Annotated in this window: 20 protein-coding genes; all 20 read left to right on the top strand. The window is 63.4% G+C overall.

The annotated features are described in order from the left end of the window. The first annotated feature begins 1 nt into the window (after nt 1). The 20 genes from ACVJGD_RS20360 to ACVJGD_RS20265 all read left to right on the top strand — a co-directional run bounded on the left by ACVJGD_RS20360 (nt 2) and on the right by ACVJGD_RS20265 (nt 20,303). Nucleotides 2-1,015 carry a quinone oxidoreductase family protein gene (locus ACVJGD_RS20360; RefSeq protein WP_456636023.1) on the top strand — a complete coding sequence of 338 codons (1,014 nt, stop codon included), beginning with the start codon at nt 2-4 and terminating at the stop codon, nt 1,013-1,015. Then, nucleotides 1,012-1,446: a PaaI family thioesterase gene (locus tag ACVJGD_RS20355; protein WP_456636022.1), complete on the top strand. Its 435-nt coding sequence runs from the start codon at nt 1,012-1,014 to the stop codon at nt 1,444-1,446. Before ACVJGD_RS20360 ends, ACVJGD_RS20355 begins: the two co-directional genes overlap by 4 nt. 70 nt (nt 1,447-1,516) lie before the next feature. After that, nucleotides 1,517-3,121: an ABC transporter substrate-binding protein gene (locus ACVJGD_RS20350; protein ID WP_456636021.1), complete on the top strand. Its 1,605-nt coding sequence runs from the start codon at nt 1,517-1,519 to the stop codon at nt 3,119-3,121. Nucleotides 3,122-3,136: 15 nt separating this feature from the next. Continuing rightward, nucleotides 3,137-4,105 carry an ABC transporter permease gene (locus ACVJGD_RS20345; RefSeq protein ID WP_225117592.1) on the top strand — a complete coding sequence of 323 codons (969 nt, stop codon included), beginning with the start codon at nt 3,137-3,139 and terminating at the stop codon, nt 4,103-4,105. A gap of 4 nt (nt 4,106-4,109) precedes the next feature. Then, complete coding sequence (locus tag ACVJGD_RS20340; protein ID WP_456636020.1) at nt 4,110-4,955, top strand: ABC transporter permease; 846 nt, start codon at nt 4,110-4,112, stop codon at nt 4,953-4,955. 1 nt (nt 4,956) lies between these two features. Further along, on the top strand, nt 4,957-5,973 hold the full coding sequence (locus tag ACVJGD_RS20335; RefSeq protein WP_456636019.1) for an ABC transporter ATP-binding protein: 1,017 nt from the start codon (nt 4,957-4,959) through the stop codon (nt 5,971-5,973). Then, the gene (locus ACVJGD_RS20330; protein ID WP_456636018.1) at nt 5,951-6,940 is read left to right on the top strand and encodes an ABC transporter ATP-binding protein; all 990 of its coding nucleotides are present in this window, start codon (nt 5,951-5,953) and stop codon (nt 6,938-6,940) included. Before ACVJGD_RS20335 ends, ACVJGD_RS20330 begins: the two co-directional genes overlap by 23 nt. A 26-nt stretch (nt 6,941-6,966) precedes the next feature. After that, nucleotides 6,967-8,478, top strand: coding sequence for a class I adenylate-forming enzyme family protein (locus ACVJGD_RS20325; RefSeq protein WP_456636017.1), 1,512 nt, complete (start codon nt 6,967-6,969; stop codon nt 8,476-8,478). Continuing rightward, nucleotides 8,475-9,236 carry an SDR family oxidoreductase gene (locus ACVJGD_RS20320; RefSeq protein ID WP_456636016.1) on the top strand — a complete coding sequence of 254 codons (762 nt, stop codon included), beginning with the start codon at nt 8,475-8,477 and terminating at the stop codon, nt 9,234-9,236. The genes ACVJGD_RS20325 and ACVJGD_RS20320 overlap by 4 nt, the downstream gene beginning before the upstream one ends. 250 nt (nt 9,237-9,486) lie before the next feature. Further along, entirely contained in the window at nt 9,487-9,951 is a 465-nt protein-coding gene (locus ACVJGD_RS20315) for an Lrp/AsnC family transcriptional regulator (RefSeq protein WP_456636015.1), read from the top strand. Nucleotides 9,952-10,445: 494 nt separating this feature from the next. Then, nucleotides 10,446-11,633, top strand: a complete 1,188-nt coding sequence (locus ACVJGD_RS20310) for an ABC transporter substrate-binding protein (protein WP_456636014.1) — start codon at nt 10,446-10,448, stop codon at nt 11,631-11,633. A 10-nt stretch (nt 11,634-11,643) separates the two neighbouring features. Further along, the gene (locus ACVJGD_RS20305) at nt 11,644-12,510 is read left to right on the top strand and encodes a branched-chain amino acid ABC transporter permease (protein WP_456636013.1); all 867 of its coding nucleotides are present in this window, start codon (nt 11,644-11,646) and stop codon (nt 12,508-12,510) included. Nucleotides 12,511-12,513: 3 nt separating this feature from the next. Continuing rightward, nucleotides 12,514-13,554 (top strand): branched-chain amino acid ABC transporter permease, encoded by a 1,041-nt coding sequence (locus ACVJGD_RS20300; RefSeq protein ID WP_456636012.1) that lies wholly within the window; start codon nt 12,514-12,516, stop codon nt 13,552-13,554. A 65-nt stretch (nt 13,555-13,619) separates the two neighbouring features. Next, nucleotides 13,620-14,450 carry an ABC transporter ATP-binding protein gene (locus ACVJGD_RS20295; protein WP_456636011.1) on the top strand — a complete coding sequence of 277 codons (831 nt, stop codon included), beginning with the start codon at nt 13,620-13,622 and terminating at the stop codon, nt 14,448-14,450. Further along, entirely contained in the window at nt 14,447-15,142 is a 696-nt protein-coding gene (locus ACVJGD_RS20290) for an ABC transporter ATP-binding protein (RefSeq protein ID WP_456636010.1), read from the top strand. The genes ACVJGD_RS20295 and ACVJGD_RS20290 overlap by 4 nt, the downstream gene beginning before the upstream one ends. Next, on the top strand, nt 15,142-16,530 hold the full coding sequence (locus ACVJGD_RS20285; RefSeq protein ID WP_456636009.1) for an MmgE/PrpD family protein: 1,389 nt from the start codon (nt 15,142-15,144) through the stop codon (nt 16,528-16,530). Before ACVJGD_RS20290 ends, ACVJGD_RS20285 begins: the two co-directional genes overlap by 1 nt. Beyond that, entirely contained in the window at nt 16,527-17,336 is an 810-nt protein-coding gene (locus ACVJGD_RS20280; RefSeq protein ID WP_456636008.1) for an SDR family NAD(P)-dependent oxidoreductase, read from the top strand. The genes ACVJGD_RS20285 and ACVJGD_RS20280 overlap by 4 nt, the downstream gene beginning before the upstream one ends. 71 nt (nt 17,337-17,407) lie before the next feature. Beyond that, nucleotides 17,408-18,571: a CaiB/BaiF CoA transferase family protein gene (locus tag ACVJGD_RS20275; RefSeq protein ID WP_456636007.1), complete on the top strand. Its 1,164-nt coding sequence runs from the start codon at nt 17,408-17,410 to the stop codon at nt 18,569-18,571. Further along, complete coding sequence (locus ACVJGD_RS20270) at nt 18,561-19,355, top strand: enoyl-CoA hydratase-related protein (RefSeq protein WP_456636006.1); 795 nt, start codon at nt 18,561-18,563, stop codon at nt 19,353-19,355. Before ACVJGD_RS20275 ends, ACVJGD_RS20270 begins: the two co-directional genes overlap by 11 nt. Nucleotides 19,356-19,367: 12 nt before the next feature. Next, on the top strand, nt 19,368-20,303 hold the full coding sequence (locus tag ACVJGD_RS20265; RefSeq protein WP_456636005.1) for a hydroxymethylglutaryl-CoA lyase: 936 nt from the start codon (nt 19,368-19,370) through the stop codon (nt 20,301-20,303). The last annotated feature ends 10 nt before the right edge of the window (nt 20,304-20,313 follow it).

Here is a 20,313-nt window from a genome sequence, read left to right as displayed (position 1 = left end):
AATGCGTGCCCTCGTCCTTCGCGAACATGGCGACAACGACAAGCTTCAATTCGTGCCGGATTATCCAACGCCGAAGGCGGCGGAGGGTGACGTCGTTGTGCGCGTCAAGGCCTCCTCGATCAACTATCACGATGTGTTCACCCGCCGCGGCATGCCCGGCATCAAGGTGCCGCTGCCGGTCATTATCGGTCTCGACGTGGTTGGCGAGATCGCGGAAATCGGCGCTGGCGTCACCGGCTGGAAGGTCGGCGATCGCGTACTGATCGATCCGGTCAACCGCGTCGAGGGCGGCTTGATGGGCGAGACCCAGGACGGGGGCCTCGCGGAATATTGCCGGGCCAAGGCGCACCAGTTGGTCAAGATTCCCGACAATGTCGGCTTCGAGCAGGCGGCGGCGCTGCCGGTGGCTTATGGCACTGCGATCCGCATGATGAACACGATCGGCAAGATCAAGCCGGGCGAAAAGGTGCTGATCCTTGGCGCCAGCGGCGGCGTCGGCGTCTGCTGCGTGCAGCTTGCCAAACTGGCGGGCGCCTATGTGATCGCCTGCGCCGGCAGCGAGGAGAAGGGGCGGCGGCTCAAGGAGCTCGGCGCCGACGAAATCATCCTCTACACGCAGACTGATTTCATGAAGGCGGTCTTCGAGCGTCACGGCAAGCCGCATCGCCGCCGGTTCGTTGAAGGCGGCGGCGTCGATGTGGTGGTCAACTTTACCGGCGGCGACACTTGGGTCAAATCGCTTCGCTGCCTGAAGCTGGGCGGCCGTCTTCTGACCTGTGGCGCCACCGCCGGATTTTCCCCGACCGAGGACATCCGCTTCATCTGGACCTTCGAACTTCAGGTCCTCGGCTCCAACGGCTGGGAGCGCGAGGACATCGAAAAGCTGTTCGATCTGGTGCAGGCCGGCCAGCTGCAGGTCCTGATCGACAAGTCCTATCCGCTCGAAGAGGCCAAGGAAGCGGTACGCGTGATCGAGGATCGCGCGGTGTTCGGCAAAGTCGTGGTGACGCCGTGAGCAAGACAGAAGTCACCACGCTGACCGCGGCCGATATCCAGAAGATGCTGGATGTCTCGCCGTTCAACCTGTTCCTCGGCCTGACCGTCGTTAACGCCGATCCGGTCAAGCAGGAGGTCACAATGCGCTCGGCGATGCGTCCGGAATTCGAGCGCCGTCCCGGCTCGAAGCAATGGCACGGCGGCGTCATTGCGTCGGTCATCGACACTGTCGGCGATTTTGCCGTTGGCATGATGGTCGGACGGGGACTGCCGACCGTCAATTTCCGCGTCGACTACCTCAAGCCTGCGGTCGATACGGCGCTGGTCGCCGTGTCACGCGTGCGACGCGCCGGCAAGAGCGTCGGCGTCGCGGATGTCGATGTGTTCGACGAGAAGGGTTCGTTGCTCGCGATCGGAAGGGGCACCTATTCGACGCTGGATACGAAATAACAAGCAAGAACGGGATGGACGACTCGCCGCAACGAGAGCCGATTTGACGCAATGGCAGAGGGGCCACACGATGAGCAGTCTTTCGAGACGTGACTTTCTGATCACCACGGCGGGCGCCGCGCTCGCATCAAGCATGGCCGGACCTGCGCTGGCTGGGCTGGAAACGCCAAAGCGCGGCGGTACGCTGATCGGCACCTGGGGCGGCTTTGAGCCGCAATCCCTGTTCGTGCCGCCGGGCGGCGGCTCGAGCCCGTACTTCACCTCGACCAAGGTATTGGAGCGTCTGATCCGCCTGACGGTCGATCTGAAGTTCGAGCCGGTGCTGGCCGTCGACATCAAGCCATCGGCCGACTTCAAGAGCTACACGATCAGGCTGCGCGAAGGCGTCACCTGGCACGATGGCAGTCCGTTCACCGCCGAGGACGTCGTTTTCAACGCGATGCAGTACTGGAAACCGATCTCGGCCGGTGTCTCGCTCGATGCGCTCGAAAGCGCGGAGGCTGCCGACCCGCTCACCGTGGTGCTGAAGTTCAAGGCGCCGGTCCCTGAGTTCTTCCTCAAATCCGTGCTGGCCGGCAAATCCGGCCTGGTCATTCCGAAGCACATCTATGCCGGCAGCAACATCATCACCAATCCGATCAACAACGCGCCGATCGGCACCGGCCCGTTCAAGGTCAAGGAATGGGTGCGCGGCAGCCATGTCGAGTATCTGCGCAACGAGAAATACTGGAATCCGGGATTGCCGTATCTCGACCGCCTGGTCATCCGCTGGTGGCGCGATCCGGCGTCACGGGCGGCTGCCTTCGAAGCGGGGCAGCTCGACATCGGCACGTTCAATCCGATTCCGATGCCGGATATCGCGCGGCTGACCTCCGGTGGCAAGATCATCGCCGAGACCAAGGGCTATGCGAACTCGGCCTGGGTCACCACCATCGAATTCAACCAGCGCCGCGACATCTTCAGGAAGCGCGAGGTGCGGCAGGCCCTGATGCAGGCGATCGATCGGCAGTTCATTGCGGACACCGTGTTCTTCGGCCGTGCGCGTCCCTCGCTCGGCGCGGTTCACAGTTCCAATACGATCTTCTTCACCAAGGACGTCCAGGACTATCCGTTCGACGTCAAGAAAGCAGGAAAGCTGCTGGATGCCGCAGGCTTCCCGGTGAAGGGCGGCTCGCGCTTCAAGCTCAACCTGGTTTCGGCCGGCTGGTTCGAGGAGAACGTCAAGATCGGCCAATATGTGAAGCAGGCGTTCGAGGACCTCGATATCACCGTGGATCTCGCGGTGCCGGATCGCGCCACCTCGCTCAAGCGGATCTACAGCGACTACGACTATGACGTCGCGATCTCCAATAATTCCGGGAGCATCGAGCTGATCCCGAGCACGACGCAATATTACACGACCGACGGCATCGTGAAGGGCGCCGCGTTCCGCAACGCGACCGGCTATTCCAATCCGAAGCTCGACGAGATCGTCGCCAAGATGACGGTCGAGACCGATGAGCCGAAGCGCATCGCGCTGGCCAAGGACTTCGATCGTCTGGCTACGATAGAGGCTCCACTGCTTCCGATGGTCGATCTGGAGCCGGTGACGATTGTCCGATCCGACGTCCGCAATCATTCCGCTACCGCCGACTTCATGGGGGAAAGCTGGGCCGAACTCTGGCTCGATCGCTAGACAGGGAGCGCCGACTTGAACCGCATCGTGCTTCGCCGATTGGCTCAGGTGATCCCGCTGGTTCTGGCGGTGATCGTGCTCAACTTCGTGCTGATCCATCTCGCGCCGGGCAGCCTGTTCGACGTCATGACTGCCGAGCAGCAGATCTCCGACCCGGCGATGCTGGATCAGCTACGTCACACCTACGGCGTCGACCAGCCGACCTGGGTGCAACTCGCGAAGTATATCTGGTCGGTGATGCGGCTCGACCTCGGCTTCTCCTACCGGCAGAACGCGCCGGTGCTCAACGTGATCATGGACCAGTTGCCGGCGACCGTGATCCTGATGCTGGCGGCGACTTCGGTGGCACTGCTCGTAGGAGTCACGGCAGGCGTGCTGGCGTCCGTCAGAGTGAATACGATCTGGGACAATCTGATCTCGCTTGCCGCCGTGTTCTTCTTCGCGGCGCCAAGCTTCTGGCTCGGCATCATGATGACGGTGTTGTTCGCCGTCAAACTCGGCTGGTTTCCGGTCGGCGGCATGCGGACGATCGGAGCCGGCAACGGCGCGTTCGCCGATGCGCTCGATGTCATGCACCATCTGGTGCTGCCGGCGACCGCGCTCGGGCTGTTTTATGCCGCGACCTATGCGCGGGTCATGCGCGCTTCGATGCTGGAAGTGTTCCGGCTCGATTTCGTCCGCACCGCGCGCGCCAAGGGGCTCTCACCGGCGCGCGTTGTGCTCGCGCATGTCATGCGCAACGCGCTGCTCCCGATCGTGACGCTGCTCGGCCTGCAGCTTGGCACCATCCTTGGCGGCTCCGTCGTCATCGAGGCTGTGTTCAGTTGGCCCGGCATTGGCAGCCTGCTGTTCGACAGCGTGATGAGCCGGAATTTTCCGATGGTGCTTGGCGTGCTCGTGCTCGGCTCGCTGCTGGTGGCGGTCGCCAACGCAACCGTTGATTTGCTTTACCTGCGGCTCGACCCGCGCATCCGGGCGAGGTAGGCGGATGCTCAAGCTTGGGATCGATTTTGCCCGCCGGTTCGCGCGCAACCGCGCTGCGCTGGTCGGCCTTCTGCTCGTCATTGTCGTGATCGGCGTCGCGCTGGCGGCGCCCTGGCTGTTCCCGCGCAATCCCTTGCGCATCGTCGGCCGTCCCGAGATCTGGCCCTTTGTCAATTCGCGCTACCCGCTGGGCACCGACTCGCTTGGCCGGGACATCGCGGCGATGATCGCCTACGGCGCGCGCACCACGCTGTTGATCGGGCTGTGCGCCAGCCTCACCGCGACGCTGATCGGCATCACGATCGGTGCCACCGCCGCCTATTTCGGCGGCTGGATCGATGAAATGCTGATGCGGTTCACCGAGCTGTTCCAGACCATTCCGAATCTGATTTTCGTGCTGACCATCGTCTCGATCCTCGGCCAGAAGATCGAATATGTCACGATCGCGGTCGGTATTGTCACATGGACGCCGATCGCGCGAATGACGCGGGCGGAATTCATGGCGTTGCGCGATCGCGAGTTCGTCCAGGCCTGCCGTGCCATGGGCATGGGAAACTTGCGCATCATGCTTGGCGAGATCCTGCCGAATGCGCTGCCGCCGGTGATCGTGCTGTCCTCGTTGGTGATCGCCGGCGCGGTGCTGTTCGAGTCCGCGGTGTCTTTCCTGGGGCTCGGCGATCCCAACGTCTCGAGTTGGGGGCGGCTAATCGGCGATGGCCGGACCCTGATCCGCACCTCCTGGTACATCTGCGCGGTGCCGGGATTGGCGATCATGCTCACGGTGCTGGCGCTCAACCTGGTCGGCGATGGTCTCAACGATGCGCTTAATCCGAAACTCCGGGATCGCTGACATGGCGGCTGGCGATGGTCCGATTCTCGAGATCGATCGGCTGAAGGTATCGCTGTTCACGCGACGCGGCGTGCTGCCGGCGGTGGACGGGCTGTCGTTGACGGTGGCGGCGGGCGAGACGGTAGCGATTGTCGGTGAGTCCGGCTGCGGCAAATCGCTGACGGCGCTCGCGGTCATGCAGCTCTTGCCATATCCGCCGGCTAAGATCGTCGGCGGCAGCGTGCGTTTCATGGGCCGTGAGCTGACGTCCTTGTCTGATCGCGAGATGCGGCGGGTCCGCGGCAAGGACATCTCGATGATCTTTCAGGATCCGATGACCTCGCTCAATCCGGTCACCACCGTCGGCGACCAGTTGATCGAGGCGATCCAGTGGCACAACGACGTCTCGCGGGCCGAGGCGCATGAGCGCGCCGTCGACCTGCTGCGGCAGGTGCGCATCCCCGATGCCGAGCGGCGGCTGAACGATTTTCCACACCAGATGTCCGGCGGCATGAGTCAGCGCGTCATGATCGCGATGGCGATCGCCTGCGGGCCGAAGCTATTGATCGCGGATGAGCCGACCACGGCGCTCGACGTGACGATCCAGGCGCAAATCCTCGCTTTGTTGAAGGAATTGCAGGCGAGCTCGGGCATGGGGCTGATCATCATCACGCACGACCTCGGCGTCGTGGCCGAGACCGCCGACCGCGTCGTGGTGATGTATGCCGGCCGCAAGGTCGAGGAGGCGCCGGTGGAGGCGCTGTTCGAGCGGCCGCTGCATCGCTACACCCGCGGCCTGCTCGGTGCCACGCCTTCGGCGACGCGGCGGCGCGGGACCAGGCTGGCAGAGATCGGCGGCAGCGTGCCACCGCTGTCGGACCTGCCGGCCGGCTGCGCCTTCCAGAACCGCTGCCCCGACGCATTCGATCGTTGCCGCGCGCAGAGACCGGACCTGATGCCGTTATTGCCGGGACGCACTGCGGCGTGTTTCGCCGCCGAAGAGGAGCTGTCGCGACATGCCGCTGTTGTCCGTACTTAGCCTTTGCGTTCAGTACCAGACCGCGCAGGGCACCGTGCGCGCGGTCGACGACGTCAGCTTTGATCTCGAGGCCGGAGAAACCGTCGGCCTGGTCGGCGAATCCGGCTGCGGCAAGTCGACCCTCGGCAAGGCGATCATGCGGCTGGTGCCCAGCTCCGACGGCCGCGTCGTGCTTGACGGGCGGGACATCACGAGCATGTCGAGCGGGCAGCTCAAGTCCGTACGCAAGAACATGCAGATGATCTTTCAGGATCCCTATGGCTCGCTCAATCCGCGCCACGACGTCGGCACCATCATCGGCCAGCCGCTCAGCGTCGCCGGCTGGTCGCGCCGCGACATTCGCGATCGTGTTGCCGAGCTGATCAAGCAGGTCGGCCTGCCGGCGGATGCCGAACGCCGTTATCCGCACGAGTTCTCCGGCGGCCAGCGTCAGCGCGTCGGCATTGCGCGTGCGCTCGCGCTGCGGCCGAAAGTCATCATCTGCGACGAGCCGGTATCGGCGCTGGACGTTTCCGTCCGCGCGCAGGTGATCAATCTGCTGCAGGACCTGCAGCAGCAGACCGGCGTATCCTTTCTCTTCATTTCCCACGACCTCTCGGTGGTCGAGCATATCTCCGACCGTCTGATCGTGATGTATCTCGGCCGCATCGTCGAAAGCGGCAGCGGTGAGGAGATCTGGCGGCAGCCGGCGCATCCGTACACTCTTGCCCTGCTGGCGGCGGCGCCGGTCGCCGATCCACGATTGGCGCGCAGCCGGGCCAAGCAGGTCTTGCAGGGCGAATTGCCAAGCCCGCTCAATCCACCCCAAGGCTGCAGCTTCCATGAGCGCTGCCCTATGGCACGCGAGCGCTGCGGCAAGGAGCGGCCGGTGCTGCGAAAGGTGTCCGGCGGCCGAATGGTCGCCTGCCACTACGACTTGCTTGAGCAGCCCGCCGAATTGCCGCGGGCGGTGAGTGCGGTCAGTTAGCTGATACGAAAGACGGAGTTCTGCCGATGCGTTGGCACAATCTGGGCGATCTCATCGATCGCAGGGGCAGTCTGGACAAAGAAGCGATCATCGATCTCGCTTTGCCGGGTGGTCCGAGGATCTATACCCACCGGCAGATCGACCAGCTCGCCAACGGTGTCGCAAAATATTTGACGGACCGCGGATTTTCCCGCGGTACTCATATCGCCGTCCTGTCATTCAATCGCGCCGAATATGTCGCGGCCTATTTCGGCATCATGCGCGCGGGCTGTATCGCGGTGCCCGTCAACATCAAGGTCGCGCGCGACACCATCGACTATGTGATGGACGACGCCAGGATCGCGCTCGCCTTTGTCGACGCTGCGAACCGCCCTCATGTGCGTGAGGGCATCCCGGTGATCGACTTCGACGACGCTGGGCCGAAAGGCTTTGCCGCGAGCATCAGGCCCTTCGACTTCTTCGACAGTGTCGTAGCCGGACCGGACGAAGTGGGCCAGATGCTCTACACTTCCGGCTCGACCGGCCGGCCGAAAGGCGTGCCGCTGTCGCATCTCGGGCAGCTCTGGGCGCTCTCCACCCGAACCAGCGGCGCGCTCAACGAAAACGAGCGTTACATCATCGCGCAGCCGCTGTTTCACATGAACGGGTTGTTCGCGACCAAGACAATCTTTGCGACCAACGCATCCATGGTGCTGCTGCCGTCGTTCGAAACCAAGAGCTATATCGAGGCGATCGCCAAATACAGGGCAACGGCGGCGACGGCGGTTCCCACCATGTGGGCGCGGGTGATCAAGGAGCGCGAGCTGCTGGCGCAGAACGACATCACTTCTATCAGGCGCTTGATGCTGGGCTCGGCGCCGATGACGATGGGCCTGTGGGACAAGATCAAGCAGGCGCTGCCAGACGTCACACTTTCCATCGGCTATGGCACCACCGAAGCCGGACCGGCGGTGTTCGGGCCGCATCCAAAGGGCATTCCAACGCCGCCGCTCGCGCTCGGCTACCCGATTGATTTCGAGACCGTCAAGCTCGTCAATGGCACCGAGAACGAGGGCGTGCTGCTGATGCGCAATCCCGCGCTGATGGATCATTATCATAACCTGCCGCAGCAGACCGCGAAGGCGATCGCCGACGGCTGGTATTACAGCGGCGACGTGATGCGTCGCGACGAGAACGGCTTCTATTATTTCGTGGGCCGCGCCGACGACATGTTCGTCTGCTCCGGCGAGAACGTCTATCCGGGTGAAGTCGAGAAGCTGCTCGAACGCCATCCGCAGGTGCAGCAGGCGGTGGTGGTGCCGCTCCCGGACGAGGAACGCAGCCAGGTCCCGGTCGCCTTCATCGTCACCCGCGCCGACGCCAAGCCAACTGCGGACGACATCCGCAAATTCACGATCGCCAATGGGCCGGCCTATCAGCATCCGCGCCGCATCGAGTTCGTCAATGAACTGCCTTGGGCCGGCACCAACAAGATCGACCGCAAATCGCTAATTGATCGCGCACGCCAGCTCGAGGCGGCGAAAGGCTGGTCGGTGTGAGCACGCTGGCAGGCAAGATTGCATTGGTCACCGGTGCCAGCCGCGGCATCGGGCAGGCGATTGCACTCAGGCTTGCTGTCGATGGCGCGATCGTTGGGGTTCATTATCATGCTGCTGAGGGTCCCGCCCGCGCTGTCGTCGATGAGATCGTCGCTGCGGGCGGAATGGCTTTTGCCCTGCAGGCCGATCTGGCCGCGCGGGGCGGTGCTGCTGCACTCGCCGCGAAGTTCAGTGCGGAGCTAACCCGGAGATACGGGAAGACAGAGTTCGATATCCTCGTCAACAACGCAGGCGTCAGCAAGCGTGCGACGATCGAGGAGATCACGGAAGAAGATTTTGAACTTCTGTTGCAGACCAATCTCAAATCGCCGTTCTTCCTGATCAAGGCTCTCTTGCCCCATCTGCGCGACGGCGGCCGCATCATCAACATCTCGTCGATGGGAACGCGCGCCGCTTACCCCGCCATGGCAGCCTATGCGCCGGCAAAAGCGGGCCTGGAGGCGTTGAGCCGGCTGCTCGCTGTTCATCTTGGCGGGCGGCAGATCACGGTGAACTCCGTGATGCCGGGCGCCACGGCGACCGACATGAACGCCAACGCGCGCGACCCCATCGCCAGCCGCGAGGTTGCCAAGTCGATCGCGCTAGGACGGGTCGGCCAGCCGGACGATATCGCCAAGGTCGTCGCGTTCCTGGCGTCCGACGACGGCGGCTGGGTCACGGGCCAGCAGATCGACGCCAGCGGCGGCCAGCGGCTGTAAGCCGCACTGCCGCCCGCGCAGGCAAAGATCGGTTCGTCACGGCTGGATGGCTTGCCCGCCTGAGTGCTTTTCCTCGACAGATTTCACATTGTTGGCTTCAGCGCGCGGCGGCCGCTGCACGTTGCCACGCGATTGCACAGGCGTTGATGAAAATTCATGCTAGTCTTGGCGCAGACATGGCAATATCTTTCTTCAATCGAGGTCGAAAACACCAAAAATATTCTTCGTCTTGCTGGATCTGGAGGTTGGCATGCTCGACGAATTCGACCGCAAGATTTTGGCGACGCTGCAGGTCGATAGCAGCCTGTCGATGCAGGAGATCGCCGATCGGGTCGGATTGAGTTCGACGCCCTGCTGGCGCCGGATTCAGAAACTTGAGAGCTCCGGCTATATCAAACGCCGGGTGGCTCTATTGGATGCGGAAAAGCTGAACCTCGGCGTCAGCGTTTTCATCGCGGTCAAGACCAATCAGCACAATGCGGAATGGGTGCAGAAATTCCGGAAGATCGTCACCGGGTTTCCGGAGGTCGTGGACTTCTACCGCTTGAGCGGCGACGTCGATTATCTGATCCGTGCCGTGGTATCCGACATCCGCGCCTATGACGATCTTTACCAGCGATTGATCGCAAAGATCGACCTGCACGACGTCTCCTCGATGTTCACGATGGAGCAGATCAAATCGACCACCGAACTGCCGCTCACGAGTCTCGCGTGAGTCACTGAAGCGCGGGCCGCGCGAAGAATACAACGCGCCGCACCTATCGAGCTTCGTAGCAGCAACCGTCTGCTTGCCCGCACAGCCTCCTCCCGGTTTCGATATCCGTTACGAAACGGGCCCGGCCGCCGCCGGACTGACCGCGCGGCTACCTGCTCCCTTCCTCGATGGTTGACCGGTTGACGCAAGCTAGACGGCATCTTCGCGATTTCGTTAAATCGTTTCATTGACAGAGGGAGGATAACGGCACATAGTTTCAAGACAGGTGCTGGAAGAACAATCGTAGGGAAGGGACGTCAACGCTCGGGCTGAGCGCATGCTTCGCCCGAGTCATATGCCGCAAAATAGATTACATCAAAAATTCAATGACTTATTGGAAAGGCGCGTCCGTGCTATAGCCTGCTGACGCGACTTCCCGAAGCGAGGCGATGTGTGCCTCGCAACGAGCACTGGCGGCATAATAAATGAAACGATCCATAAACGGGGAGGATGGAATGAAGATAACGCGTCGTAACTTGCTGTTGGCTGGCGCCGCGATCGGCGCTTCGCATGCCGTGTCGCGGCAGTCCGCACTGGCCGCTGGACCGGAACTCAAACTCGGCGTTGTCGGTGTGCTTTCCGGGCCGGCTGCGCAGTGGGGGCTCGCCCTCAAGGGCGCGGTGGAGTTCGCCGCGGCGGAGGCCAATCGCAGCGGATTGGTCAAGATCGACGGCGCACCCTGTCAGGTCAGTGTTGTCGCCATCGATAGCAAATACACCGCAGAGGGCGCCGCGGCGGCAGCAAATACGCTCGCGGGGCAGGGCGTGAAGTTCATCATCGGTCCCATCGGTTCACCCGAACTCACCGGGCTAAAGCCGATCGCCAAGCGCAATTCGATGCTGGTGATGGGCAATGGCTACGCCAAGGACGCGCTGGGTCCGCAATGGCCCCTGGTATTCCATGTTGGCCCTGGCCCGTCAGGATGGGCCGATCCGATCATCAAGATCGCCAAGCAGAAATTCGGCATCAAGAGCGTCGTCCTCGTCGCGCCGAACGATCAGGGCGGCACGGATATCGCAAGCGTCGATGCGGAGGCCTACAAGAAGAACGGTATCGCCGCGACCGAGGAATACTACCAGCGCGGCACTACCAACTTCGCGCCGATCGTGACGCGCATCATGAACGCAAAGCCGGAGGCTGTGGATCTGGCGTCCTCGCCGCCCGGCGACGCCGGCATCATGGTCAAGCAATTGCGACAGGCCGGCTTCGAAGGACCCATCGGGCGCCTCGGTGGTCCGGGCTACGGCGAGATCTCCCGTGTCGCCGGCGGCGACGCCGTGCTCAAGGACTTCTATTGGTACGAGCCGGTTCTGGTCGACGAGAAGGTCCAATTGATCGCCGACGAATACAAGAAGCTGTTCGGCACCGAGCGGCCTGAGAACAATCTATTCTTCCAGTGGGTGTCCGGCGCCCGCATGGTCGTAAAGGCGATCGCCAAGGCGGGCACGATCACCGATACCGAAAAGGTGGCCCAGGCTCTGCGCGCATTGCCCGTGGACGATCCAAATATTGGTTCAGGCCATTGGATCGGCCAGTCATTCTTCGGCATCAACCAGGAACTGTCGTTTCCCTTCGGCGTGGGGCTGGTCACCAACGGCCAATTGCAGCCGATCGTTGCGGTCGAAGCGGCCACAGGCAAATAACGGAGCTCCTGTGGAAGGCATCGTTGCGACCGGCCTCATCGGCATCAGCCTGGGCGCGCAGTATGCACTGCTCGCACTCGGCTTCACCCTGATCTTCGGCATCCTCGGCGTGGTCAATTTCGCCCATGGCGGATTCTACGTGCTCGGAGGCTATCTCGCTTATTCGGCGGTGACCTATCTTGGTGTGCCCTATGCGCTGGCGGTGATCGCAGCCGCGCTTGGTACGACGGCGCTCGGCTATCTCTTCGAGCGTTTCGTCCTCGATCGCGTGATCGACGATCACCTGGCTACACTGATGCTGACGCTCGGGCTCTATTTGATGATGTCGAGCGGCTTCCTGGTGACCTTTGGACCGCAGTCGCCCGCGTTCAGTTTTCCTTTGACCGGCGTCATTCGCGCGCACGGCTTCTACGTTCCGATCGAGAATCTCGTGGTGCTCGTTGTCTGTCTTGTGGGGATTCTCTTGATCTACGCCCTGATCTACCACACCGATTTCGGCCGTGCCCTGCGCGCGCTCGCTGACGACCGTGCGGTCGCCACGGCACAGGGATTGCGTCCTAGACTTTTGTTTCCAACCGCGTTTGCGCTGGCCACCGGGCTTGCGGGTCTCACCGGCGCGCTGGTCACGCCGATCCTCTCGCTCGCGCCGCATGTCGGCGATCCCGTGCTGGCGACATCGTTCCTCATTGTCATCCTTGGTGGTCTGGGAAGCATTGGCGGTGCAACCGTTGCGGCCTTTATCGTCGGCATGGTGGAAGCGTTCTCGGCGGTCTATCTCGGAGGTTCGAAAGGCGCCCTCGCACTGTTCGTGCTCGTCCTGATCATGCTGGTGATCAGACCGTCAGGTCTGTTCGGTCATCGGGTACGCGGAGCGTGAGCCATGGCAAGCATTGATCTTGGCACCGCGCGCAGCGGCTCCATCGCCGAGACGGCAAGCGTTGTCATCATCGCCGCCGCCTTCGCCATCCCCTGGATCAGCCAGAACCCGGCGATCTACTCGCTGGCCAATCAGATCCTGATCGGGGTCACTGCCGCCTTCAGCGTCTACATCATGTTGCGCATGAATCTGATGACGTTTGCGGTGCCCACGTTCATGGCGATCGGAGGCTATACCGCGGCGATCCTCGGCCTCCGCCATGGTGTCACGGACGTTCTGCTGCTCGGCATTGCGAGCTTCATGGTGCCGGCGCTGTTTGCGCTGCCGCTAGGCGCGTTGGTGCTCCGCCTCACCGGCGTCTACTTCGTGCTCGTCACCTTCGTCCTTACCGAGATCACACAGCTCTTGCTGTTCGAGATGCCAGGTTGGACTGGAGGGGCCAACGGTCTGGTCGGCATGCCCGCCGTGACCTTGTTCGGGATCGAACTCGGCGATAATCGCGCGGTGCTGTTGGTCACGACCGGCCTGGCTCTCGCCGGTGCGCTGATCAGCGCCGCAGTCACTCGCGGTTTGCGCCAGCATTTTGCTGCGATCGAAGAGAACGAGTTGCTTGCGCAATCTCTCGGGCTCGTCGTCTGGCACTACAAGGCATTCGGCTTCGCGATCGCTGCCGGCGTCTCCGGGCTCGCCGGCTTTGCGTTGGTCAACATGCTGCTCACCGCGCATCCGACCTCATTCAGTCCGCTCTCGTCGGTGAACTACATCGCCTACACGATCATCGGCGGCAAGAGCACCATGCTCGGGCCGGTCGTTGGCGGGGCCTTGCTGATCTGGGCAGGAGACATCTTCTCGCTGCGCGGTGAATTTTCCCAGCTCCTGTTCGGGTTCCTGATCGTGGTCGTGGTGCTCGCGGCGCGCGAAGGCATTGTTGGCACCGTGTCTCGGTGTCTCGTCCTCCTAGGTTCGCGCGTTCCCCGCCGGCCCACGATCAACCCTGGGTCTGGCGCCTTGGGTGCTTCGGCCGCCACGGAGTCGCAGCCATGACGAGGAGGAGAGAACCGCTAACCAGGGACGCGGCGCAGACCGAAACGGGTTTAGGCGGGCTGCGTGTGTCCAACGATGAGGGGTTTGCGATGCCGCCAGGCGACGTGCTCGGCGTCATCGGACCGCGGTTCGACCGCCGCGAATCTGTCGTCGGCACCGCGAACTCAGGGATGCGTCTCGAGGTCGCCAGCATCTGCAAGCGTTTCGGCGGGCTGCATGTCTTCAATGATGTGAGCTTCTCGATCTCGCCTGGAGAAGTGCTTGGCGTGATCGGCCCGAACGGTGCCGGCAAGACCACGTTGATTAACGTGATCTGCGGCATGCTACCGCCGAGCGCCGGCCGCGTCTTGCTCAACGGCCAGGACATGACGGCAAAGCCGCTGCATGCCGTAAGCCGCGCCGGCATCGTCCGCAGCTTTCAGCAGACCAACACGTTCCGTACCGCGACGGTGCGCGAGAATGTTTCGCGAGCGGTGCGCTTCAGCAATGGCGGTGAGGGCGTGTGGCAGACCATCGCGCCGCTGATCGATGAATTCGAGCTTGCCGCGCACCTCGACGAGCAAAGTGACAAGCTGCCTTACGGATTGCAGAAGATGCTCGGCCTCGTGCTTGCCTGTGCGGTGCGCCCGAGAGTGCTACTGCTCGATGAACCGGCGGCAGGCCTCGAACGGCGGGAGCGCCTCCGCGTCGATGCGTTCGTCCGCCATGCCGTGACGGAATTGGGGTGCGGCGTTCTGATCGTCGAGCACGACATGGAGCTCGTGCGTCGGCTTTGCCCGAAGATCCTGGTACTCGATTCCGGTCGCGTGCTCGCCGAAGGCGCGCCCACAGAAGTGCTGTCGCGCAAGGACGTCATCGACGCCTACCTCGGAACGATGGAGGGGGCAGAGGCATGATGCTCGCGGTGCAAAACCTGGAAGTCCGCTACGGCGGCATCACCGCCCTGCGCGGTATCTCGATTGATGTTGCGGAGGGCGAGACGGTCCTGCTGGTCGGTGCCAACGGAGCGGGAAAATCCAGCCTGATCAATGCCGTCATCGGCCTTGCTGACGCTTCGCGGGGCACGGTGCGTTTTGCCGGCAGGGACATCAGCGCGCTCGCATGCGACGGCAGGGCGCGGGCCGGCATGGGCTATTCGCCGGAAGGCCGCCGCGTATTTCCGACCATGTCGGTCGCCGACAATGTTCTGAGCGGCGCCTGCGGGCGAGGCAGTGCCGCACAACGCGAAGCCTGGGATTGGCTCTGCAGCCTCTTTCCGATGCTGCGGGAACGCGCGAGCCAGCCGGCGGGACAGTTGTCCGGCGGTCAGCAGCAGATCGTGGCTCTGGCCCGCGCCATGAGTTCGTTTCCCAAGCTGCTGCTGCTGGATGAGCCTTTCCTCGGGCTTGCGCCGGTGTGGATCGCGCGGATCAGTGAGGCGATTCGTCATATGCAGGCGCGCGGCACCACGATCCTCATGACTGAGCAAATGGCCCGGCCGGCGCTCAAGCTTGCGACGCGCGGCTATGTGATGCGCGGCGGCGAGATCAGGCGAAGCGGTTCGGTGGCCGAAATACGCGATGTTGCCCTGGCAGAGGAGTATCTGTGATGGCTGAAGTCAACGCAACAGCGCGTCTTGGCACCTTTGTCGCGTCAGCGGCTGAGGCTGAGCTCGCGGCTGAGATCTCCGTGAAGGCGGCGATCTGCCTCCTCGACTCGCTTGGGCTTGCGTTGGCGTCGCGTAACGAGCCGACGGCCAAGGCCGCGCGGGCGATGACGACGGATGTAATGCCGGGCCCGCGAAGTGCGCGGATCTGGGCCAACGGCAAACATGTGCCATTGTCCGAAGCGGTGCTTGCCAATGGCATTGCCGTGCATGCGCACTTCCAGGACGATACCGACCACGATTCGTGGACCCATCCGGGATCGTTGATCTCACCGGTGGCAGTGTGCCTGGGTGACGCGCGCGATGCGTCGTTGCGCGTCGTTCTCAATGCGCTCACGGCCGGATACGCCACGCTGAAATGGCTCGGCGCCGGCGAGAGCGTTGCCCGCGGCCTGATCGGGCGCGGCGTGCGCACCAGTCCGACATTCGGCACCATCGCCGCGGCCGCGGCGGGCGCCGCAGCGCTCGGTCTCGATTCGTCGTGGGCCACCAACGCGGTCGCCATTGCGGCCTCCACGACAGGCGGAACGCTGGAGCCGGTGCGCTGCGGGTCGGACGAATGGCGCGTGCAGAACGGACGCGCCGCTCACGGCGGGTTCATTGCCGCTGAGCTCGCCGCGCGCGGCGTGCAAGGTGCGCCCGATGCGTTGGAAGGGCCGAAGGGTTTTCTACGTTCGCTTGCCGGCCTCGACCACACGCCCGAGGCTTGGCTGAAGGATCCCGATCCAGCGACGATGCTCGGCGTCATGGCCAAGCCGTTCGCCACCCTCGGCGACAACATGTCAGCGGTGATTGCAGCCAGGCTGCTCCACGGTGACGGCATCGATCTTGGGCGCGCCAGGCGGATCACGGTGACGATCTGGCGTCCCTACACCGAATATCCCGGGACATCCTTCAAGGGACCATTTACGAGCATCGTCCAGACACAGGCGAGCTCCGCCTTCGCGGTTGCCGCCATGCTTCGCTACGGCCGGCTTGATTACGAGATGGGCGCCGAGCACCAGCGGGATCGAGAGATCTTGGCACTGGTCGAGAAGACAACGGTGCTGCCTGACGATGTCGGGACGCATCTTGATGCAACCATCGAGATCGAGATGGACGATGGCGGCCGCCACCACCGCACCGCGCGCGAAGCGCCGAGGACGCTGGTCTTCCAGGACGAGGCGCGCGCAACCGAAGTGCTCGAAGCGCGGATGGCACGATCGGGATTCCCACCCGGCGCCGCAAGCCGGCTGGCTGCTGACGTCTTTGCCTCCGCGCGCAATGGCGGAACGATGCCGATCCGCGTGCTGCTCGATCGCATTACCTCGCTTCAGGGAGAAAACAGATGAAACTCGGATTGGAAGGCAAGACGGCCATCGTCACCGGCGGCAGCAAAGGCATCGGCCTCGAGACATGCCGGCTACTGGCCGAAGAAGGCGTCAAGGTACTCATCTGCGCACGGCGCGAGGATGCGCTCAATGAGGCGCGCGCCGACATCGAGAAGACCACCGGCAAGAAGGTCGAGACTTTGTCGCTCGACGTAACCGATTTGAAGCAGATCGAGCGACTGCCGATGGTCGCCCGCGACCGTCTCGGCCGCATCGATATCCTCGTCAACAATGCCGGCACCGGCACCTACAAGCCGTTCCTCGAGGTCACCGACGAGGAATTGCAGTACGGCATGGCGATCAATTTCTTCGCCCAGTTTCGCATTTGCCAGCGCATCATTCCTGTCATGATCCAGCAGAAAGGCGGCAGTATCGTCAACGTCTCGGGCGAGACTGGCATCATGGTGACGATGCCGCCTTTCCTTTCGTCCTGCACCGGGCCGGCCAAGTCGGCCGAGATCCGCTTCTCCAAGATCCTGGCCAACGAGTTCGGGCCGCACAACATCCGCATCAACTGTGTGGTTCCCGGCTTCGTCAACACGCCGGAGCGCTTCGCGAAATGGGAGCGTGAGCTCGCCAAGCGCAATCTGAGCGCCGACGAAGCCGAGGCTGAACGGCGGCGCTGGTCCGAGAACAATGCGATGCGCAACACGCGCTGGGGCTCGCCGCAGGAGCTTGCCAATCTGATCGTATTCGCGCTGTCGGACCGGGCGAGCTTTGTCAATGGCGCGGTGCTCGTGGCCGACAACGCGATGGATAAGTCCTGAGGCCTGGGTCGGGAATCTCGGGTGAATGATGAAGATGGCGAATGGCGCTTCGCTCCATCGAGGAGAATGTAATGGATGAGATCGACAAGCCGCTGAAAGGCATCACCGTCGTGGAGCTCGGTCACAGCGTGGCCGCGCCCTATGCCGGGCTGATCCTGGCTGATCTCGGCGCACGCGTGATCAAAGTCGAGAATCCGAACAGCGGCGACTATGCGCGGGGCTGGGGGCCTCCATTCTGGAACGAGACTGCCAGCGCCTTTCACTGCCTCAACCGCGGCAAGGAGGACGTGACGGTCGACTTCAGCGATGTCCGTGAATGCCGCGAGCTGAAGGCGCTCATTCTTTCGCAGGCTGACGCCGTGATCCAGAATCTGCGGCCAGGCATTCTCAACAGGTTCGGGCTTACGGCCGACGCCCTGCGTGCCGAGAAGCCTGCGTTGATCTGGTGTGACATCGGGGCGTTCGGCACCAAGGGGCCGCTCGCGAGCAAGCCGGGCTATGATCCACTCGCGCAGGCCTCAACGGGGATCATGAGCGTCACGGGCGAGGGCGGACGGCCGCCGGTGCGGGTCGGCGTTTCCCTGATCGATATGGGGTCGGGCATGTGGGCCGTGATCGGCCTGCTCGCCGCGCTGGTTGCGCGCAAGGGCGGCGCCAAGGGACGGATCGTCTCGACGTCGCTCTACGAGACCGGCCTTGCCTGGATGACCGTGCCGCTTGCCGGCTACGCGGCATCCGGCGAAGTGCGCAGGCCCTACGGCTCGGGCACGGCGGAGATCGTGCCCTATCAGGCGTTCGAGGCATCCGATGGCTGGCTGATGATTGCCGCTGGCAATGACAATCTATTCCGCAAACTTTGCGGCGCATTGAGACTCGATGCGCTTGCGTCCGATCCCGCTTTCGCCACCAACGCGGCGCGCGTCGTCAACCGCGAACGGCTGTTGCCGCAGATCGAAGCCGCGGTGCGGCAATATGCGGGCGAGGCGCTAGGCAAGCTGCTTGACGAGGCCGGGGTGCCCAATGCGCCGCTGCTCGGCATTGATGAAGTCGCCAAGCATCCGCAGACCCGCGCGCTCGACATGACGGTGCGTTGTGACGACGACATCGAGCTGGTCGGCATTCCCCTTGCCTTCAACGGGGCGCGCCCCCGAGCGCGCACGCCGGCTCCGACGCTAGGTCAGCACAACGCCATCCTTCGGACATCCGCCAGCACGGAGACAGCCAATGCGAAGTGATTTCGAAACCATCACGGCAGAACGGCGCGACAATCACGTCCTGCTGGTCACCTTGAACCGGCCGGACGCCGCCAATGCCATGAACACCCAGATGGGTCTCGACCTGATGGAGCTGTTCGAGGGGCTCACCGTCGATCTCGAAGGACTGCGTGTTGCGATTCTGACCGGGAGCGGCGCAAAGGCGTTCTGCGCCGGCGGCGACCTCAAGCAGCGCAACGGGATGACGGACGATGCGTGGCAGGCTCAGCATCTTGTGTTCGAGCGCATGCTGCGCGCGATCCTGGCTTGCCCGGTTCCCGTTATTGCGGCGGTGAACGGCGCCGCATATGGCGGTGGCTGCGAGATCGCGGCCGCGGCCGATTTCGTCTACGCCGCGACCAACGCGCGCTTTGCACTGACTGAGGTGACGCTCGGCATCATGCCCGGGGCTGGCGGCACACAGAACCTGCCGCGGGCCATCGGCGAACGCCGCGCCAAGGAAGTGATCCTTTCCGGCCTGCCGTTCACAGCCGAGGAGGCGGAACGCTGGGGGCTGGTCAATCGCGTACTGCCGCCCGAGGAACTGCTGACGGCAACGCTCTCCATCGCCGAACGGATCGCCGGCAATGGCCCGATCTCGGTTCGTCAGGCCAAGCAGGCGATTCATCGCGGCCTGCAGATGTCGCTTGCGGACGGTCTCGCGTTCGAGATCGAGGCTTACAACCGCCTGGTCCCGACCGCGGACCGCCGCGAAGGGGTGCTCGCCTTCAACGAGCGTCGCAAGCCAAACTTCCAGGGCAAGTAATGGAGACGCGAGATGCGTGAGAAAGCTCATGTTCGCGAGGTCGGGCCGAGGGATGGCTTGCAACTGGTGAAGGCGATCCTGCCAAGCGCGCGCAAGCTCGCGTGGTGTCGCGCCATGGTCGAGGCGGGCATCAACGAGATCGAGGTGACGTCCTTTGTGCCGCCAAAAGTGATTCCCCAGTTTGCCGATGCGGAGGAGGTGGCCCGCGGTGCAATCGCGATCAGCGGCTGCCGGCCCTCGGTGTTGGTGCCAAATCTGCGCGGCGCGGAGCGCGCGTTCGCGCTGGATCTGGCGCAGGTCAATTACGTGCTGTCGGCGAGCGAGGAGCACAACCTCGCCAATGTCCGTCGCAGCACCGAGGAATCGTTGCAGGATTTCGCGCGCATCGTCGCAGCGCGTGATCAACGCGCCGGCGCGCGGATTGCGCTCGGCGCTGGCATTGCCACGGCCTTCGGTTGCACCATTTCCGGATCGGTATCGGAAGCGCGGGTCGTCGAGATCGCGGTGCGGCTTGCCGAAATGGGAGCCGATGAGATCATCGTCGCCGACACCGTCGGCTACGGTGATCCGGGTCAGGTCCGCCGGTTAATGAAGGCGGTGATCGCCGCCGTCGCGCGCGTGCCCGTCGCGTGCCACTTTCATGATACGCGCGGCCTCGGTCTCGCCAACGTCACGGCCGCGCTTGAAGCGGGCGTTCGCGCCTTCGATGCGTCGCTCGCGGGACTTGGTGGCTGTCCCTTCGCGCCGGGCGCGACGGGCAACATCGACACTGAAGACACCGTGTTCCTGCTGGAGCAACTCGGCTTCGATACCGGCGCCGATATCGAAGCGCTGATTGCATTGCGCGGGCAAGTCGAAAGCTGGCTGCCGGGCGAGCGGTTCTCCGGCGCCATCGCTCGCGCCGGATTGCCGAAGACCTACCGCCCGCCTGCCCGGGTTGCCGTCTGAAAGGATACTG

Source organism: Bradyrhizobium sp. USDA 10063, assembly GCF_054063735.1.
The sequence above is the reverse complement of the archived record's forward strand: the minus strand, read 5'-3'. Positions and strand labels throughout refer to the sequence as shown.

Excerpts from the sequence above, each read along its gene's own strand:
- ACVJGD_RS20325 (WP_456636017.1), top strand. The coding sequence starts at position 6,967 with ATGCGTTGGCACAATCTGGGCGATCTCATCGATCGCAGGGGCAGTCTG.
- ACVJGD_RS20360 (WP_456636023.1), top strand. The coding sequence starts at position 2 with ATGCGTGCCCTCGTCCTTCGCGAACATGGCGACAACGACAAGCTTCAA.
- ACVJGD_RS20340 (WP_456636020.1), top strand. The coding sequence starts at position 4,110 with ATGCTCAAGCTTGGGATCGATTTTGCCCGCCGGTTCGCGCGCAACCGC.
- ACVJGD_RS20310 (WP_456636014.1), top strand. The coding sequence starts at position 10,446 with ATGAAGATAACGCGTCGTAACTTGCTGTTGGCTGGCGCCGCGATCGGC.
- ACVJGD_RS20315 (WP_456636015.1), top strand. The coding sequence starts at position 9,487 with ATGCTCGACGAATTCGACCGCAAGATTTTGGCGACGCTGCAGGTCGAT.
- ACVJGD_RS20330 (WP_456636018.1), top strand. The coding sequence starts at position 5,951 with ATGCCGCTGTTGTCCGTACTTAGCCTTTGCGTTCAGTACCAGACCGCG.
- ACVJGD_RS20290 (WP_456636010.1), top strand. The coding sequence starts at position 14,447 with ATGATGCTCGCGGTGCAAAACCTGGAAGTCCGCTACGGCGGCATCACC.
- ACVJGD_RS20300 (WP_456636012.1), top strand. The coding sequence starts at position 12,514 with ATGGCAAGCATTGATCTTGGCACCGCGCGCAGCGGCTCCATCGCCGAG.
- ACVJGD_RS20285 (WP_456636009.1), top strand. The coding sequence starts at position 15,142 with ATGGCTGAAGTCAACGCAACAGCGCGTCTTGGCACCTTTGTCGCGTCA.
- ACVJGD_RS20335 (WP_456636019.1), top strand. The coding sequence starts at position 4,957 with ATGGCGGCTGGCGATGGTCCGATTCTCGAGATCGATCGGCTGAAGGTA.
- ACVJGD_RS20350 (WP_456636021.1), top strand. The coding sequence starts at position 1,517 with ATGAGCAGTCTTTCGAGACGTGACTTTCTGATCACCACGGCGGGCGCC.
- ACVJGD_RS20265 (WP_456636005.1), top strand. The coding sequence starts at position 19,368 with ATGCGTGAGAAAGCTCATGTTCGCGAGGTCGGGCCGAGGGATGGCTTG.
- ACVJGD_RS20280 (WP_456636008.1), top strand. The coding sequence starts at position 16,527 with ATGAAACTCGGATTGGAAGGCAAGACGGCCATCGTCACCGGCGGCAGC.
- ACVJGD_RS20275 (WP_456636007.1), top strand. The coding sequence starts at position 17,408 with ATGGATGAGATCGACAAGCCGCTGAAAGGCATCACCGTCGTGGAGCTC.
- ACVJGD_RS20270 (WP_456636006.1), top strand. The coding sequence starts at position 18,561 with ATGCGAAGTGATTTCGAAACCATCACGGCAGAACGGCGCGACAATCAC.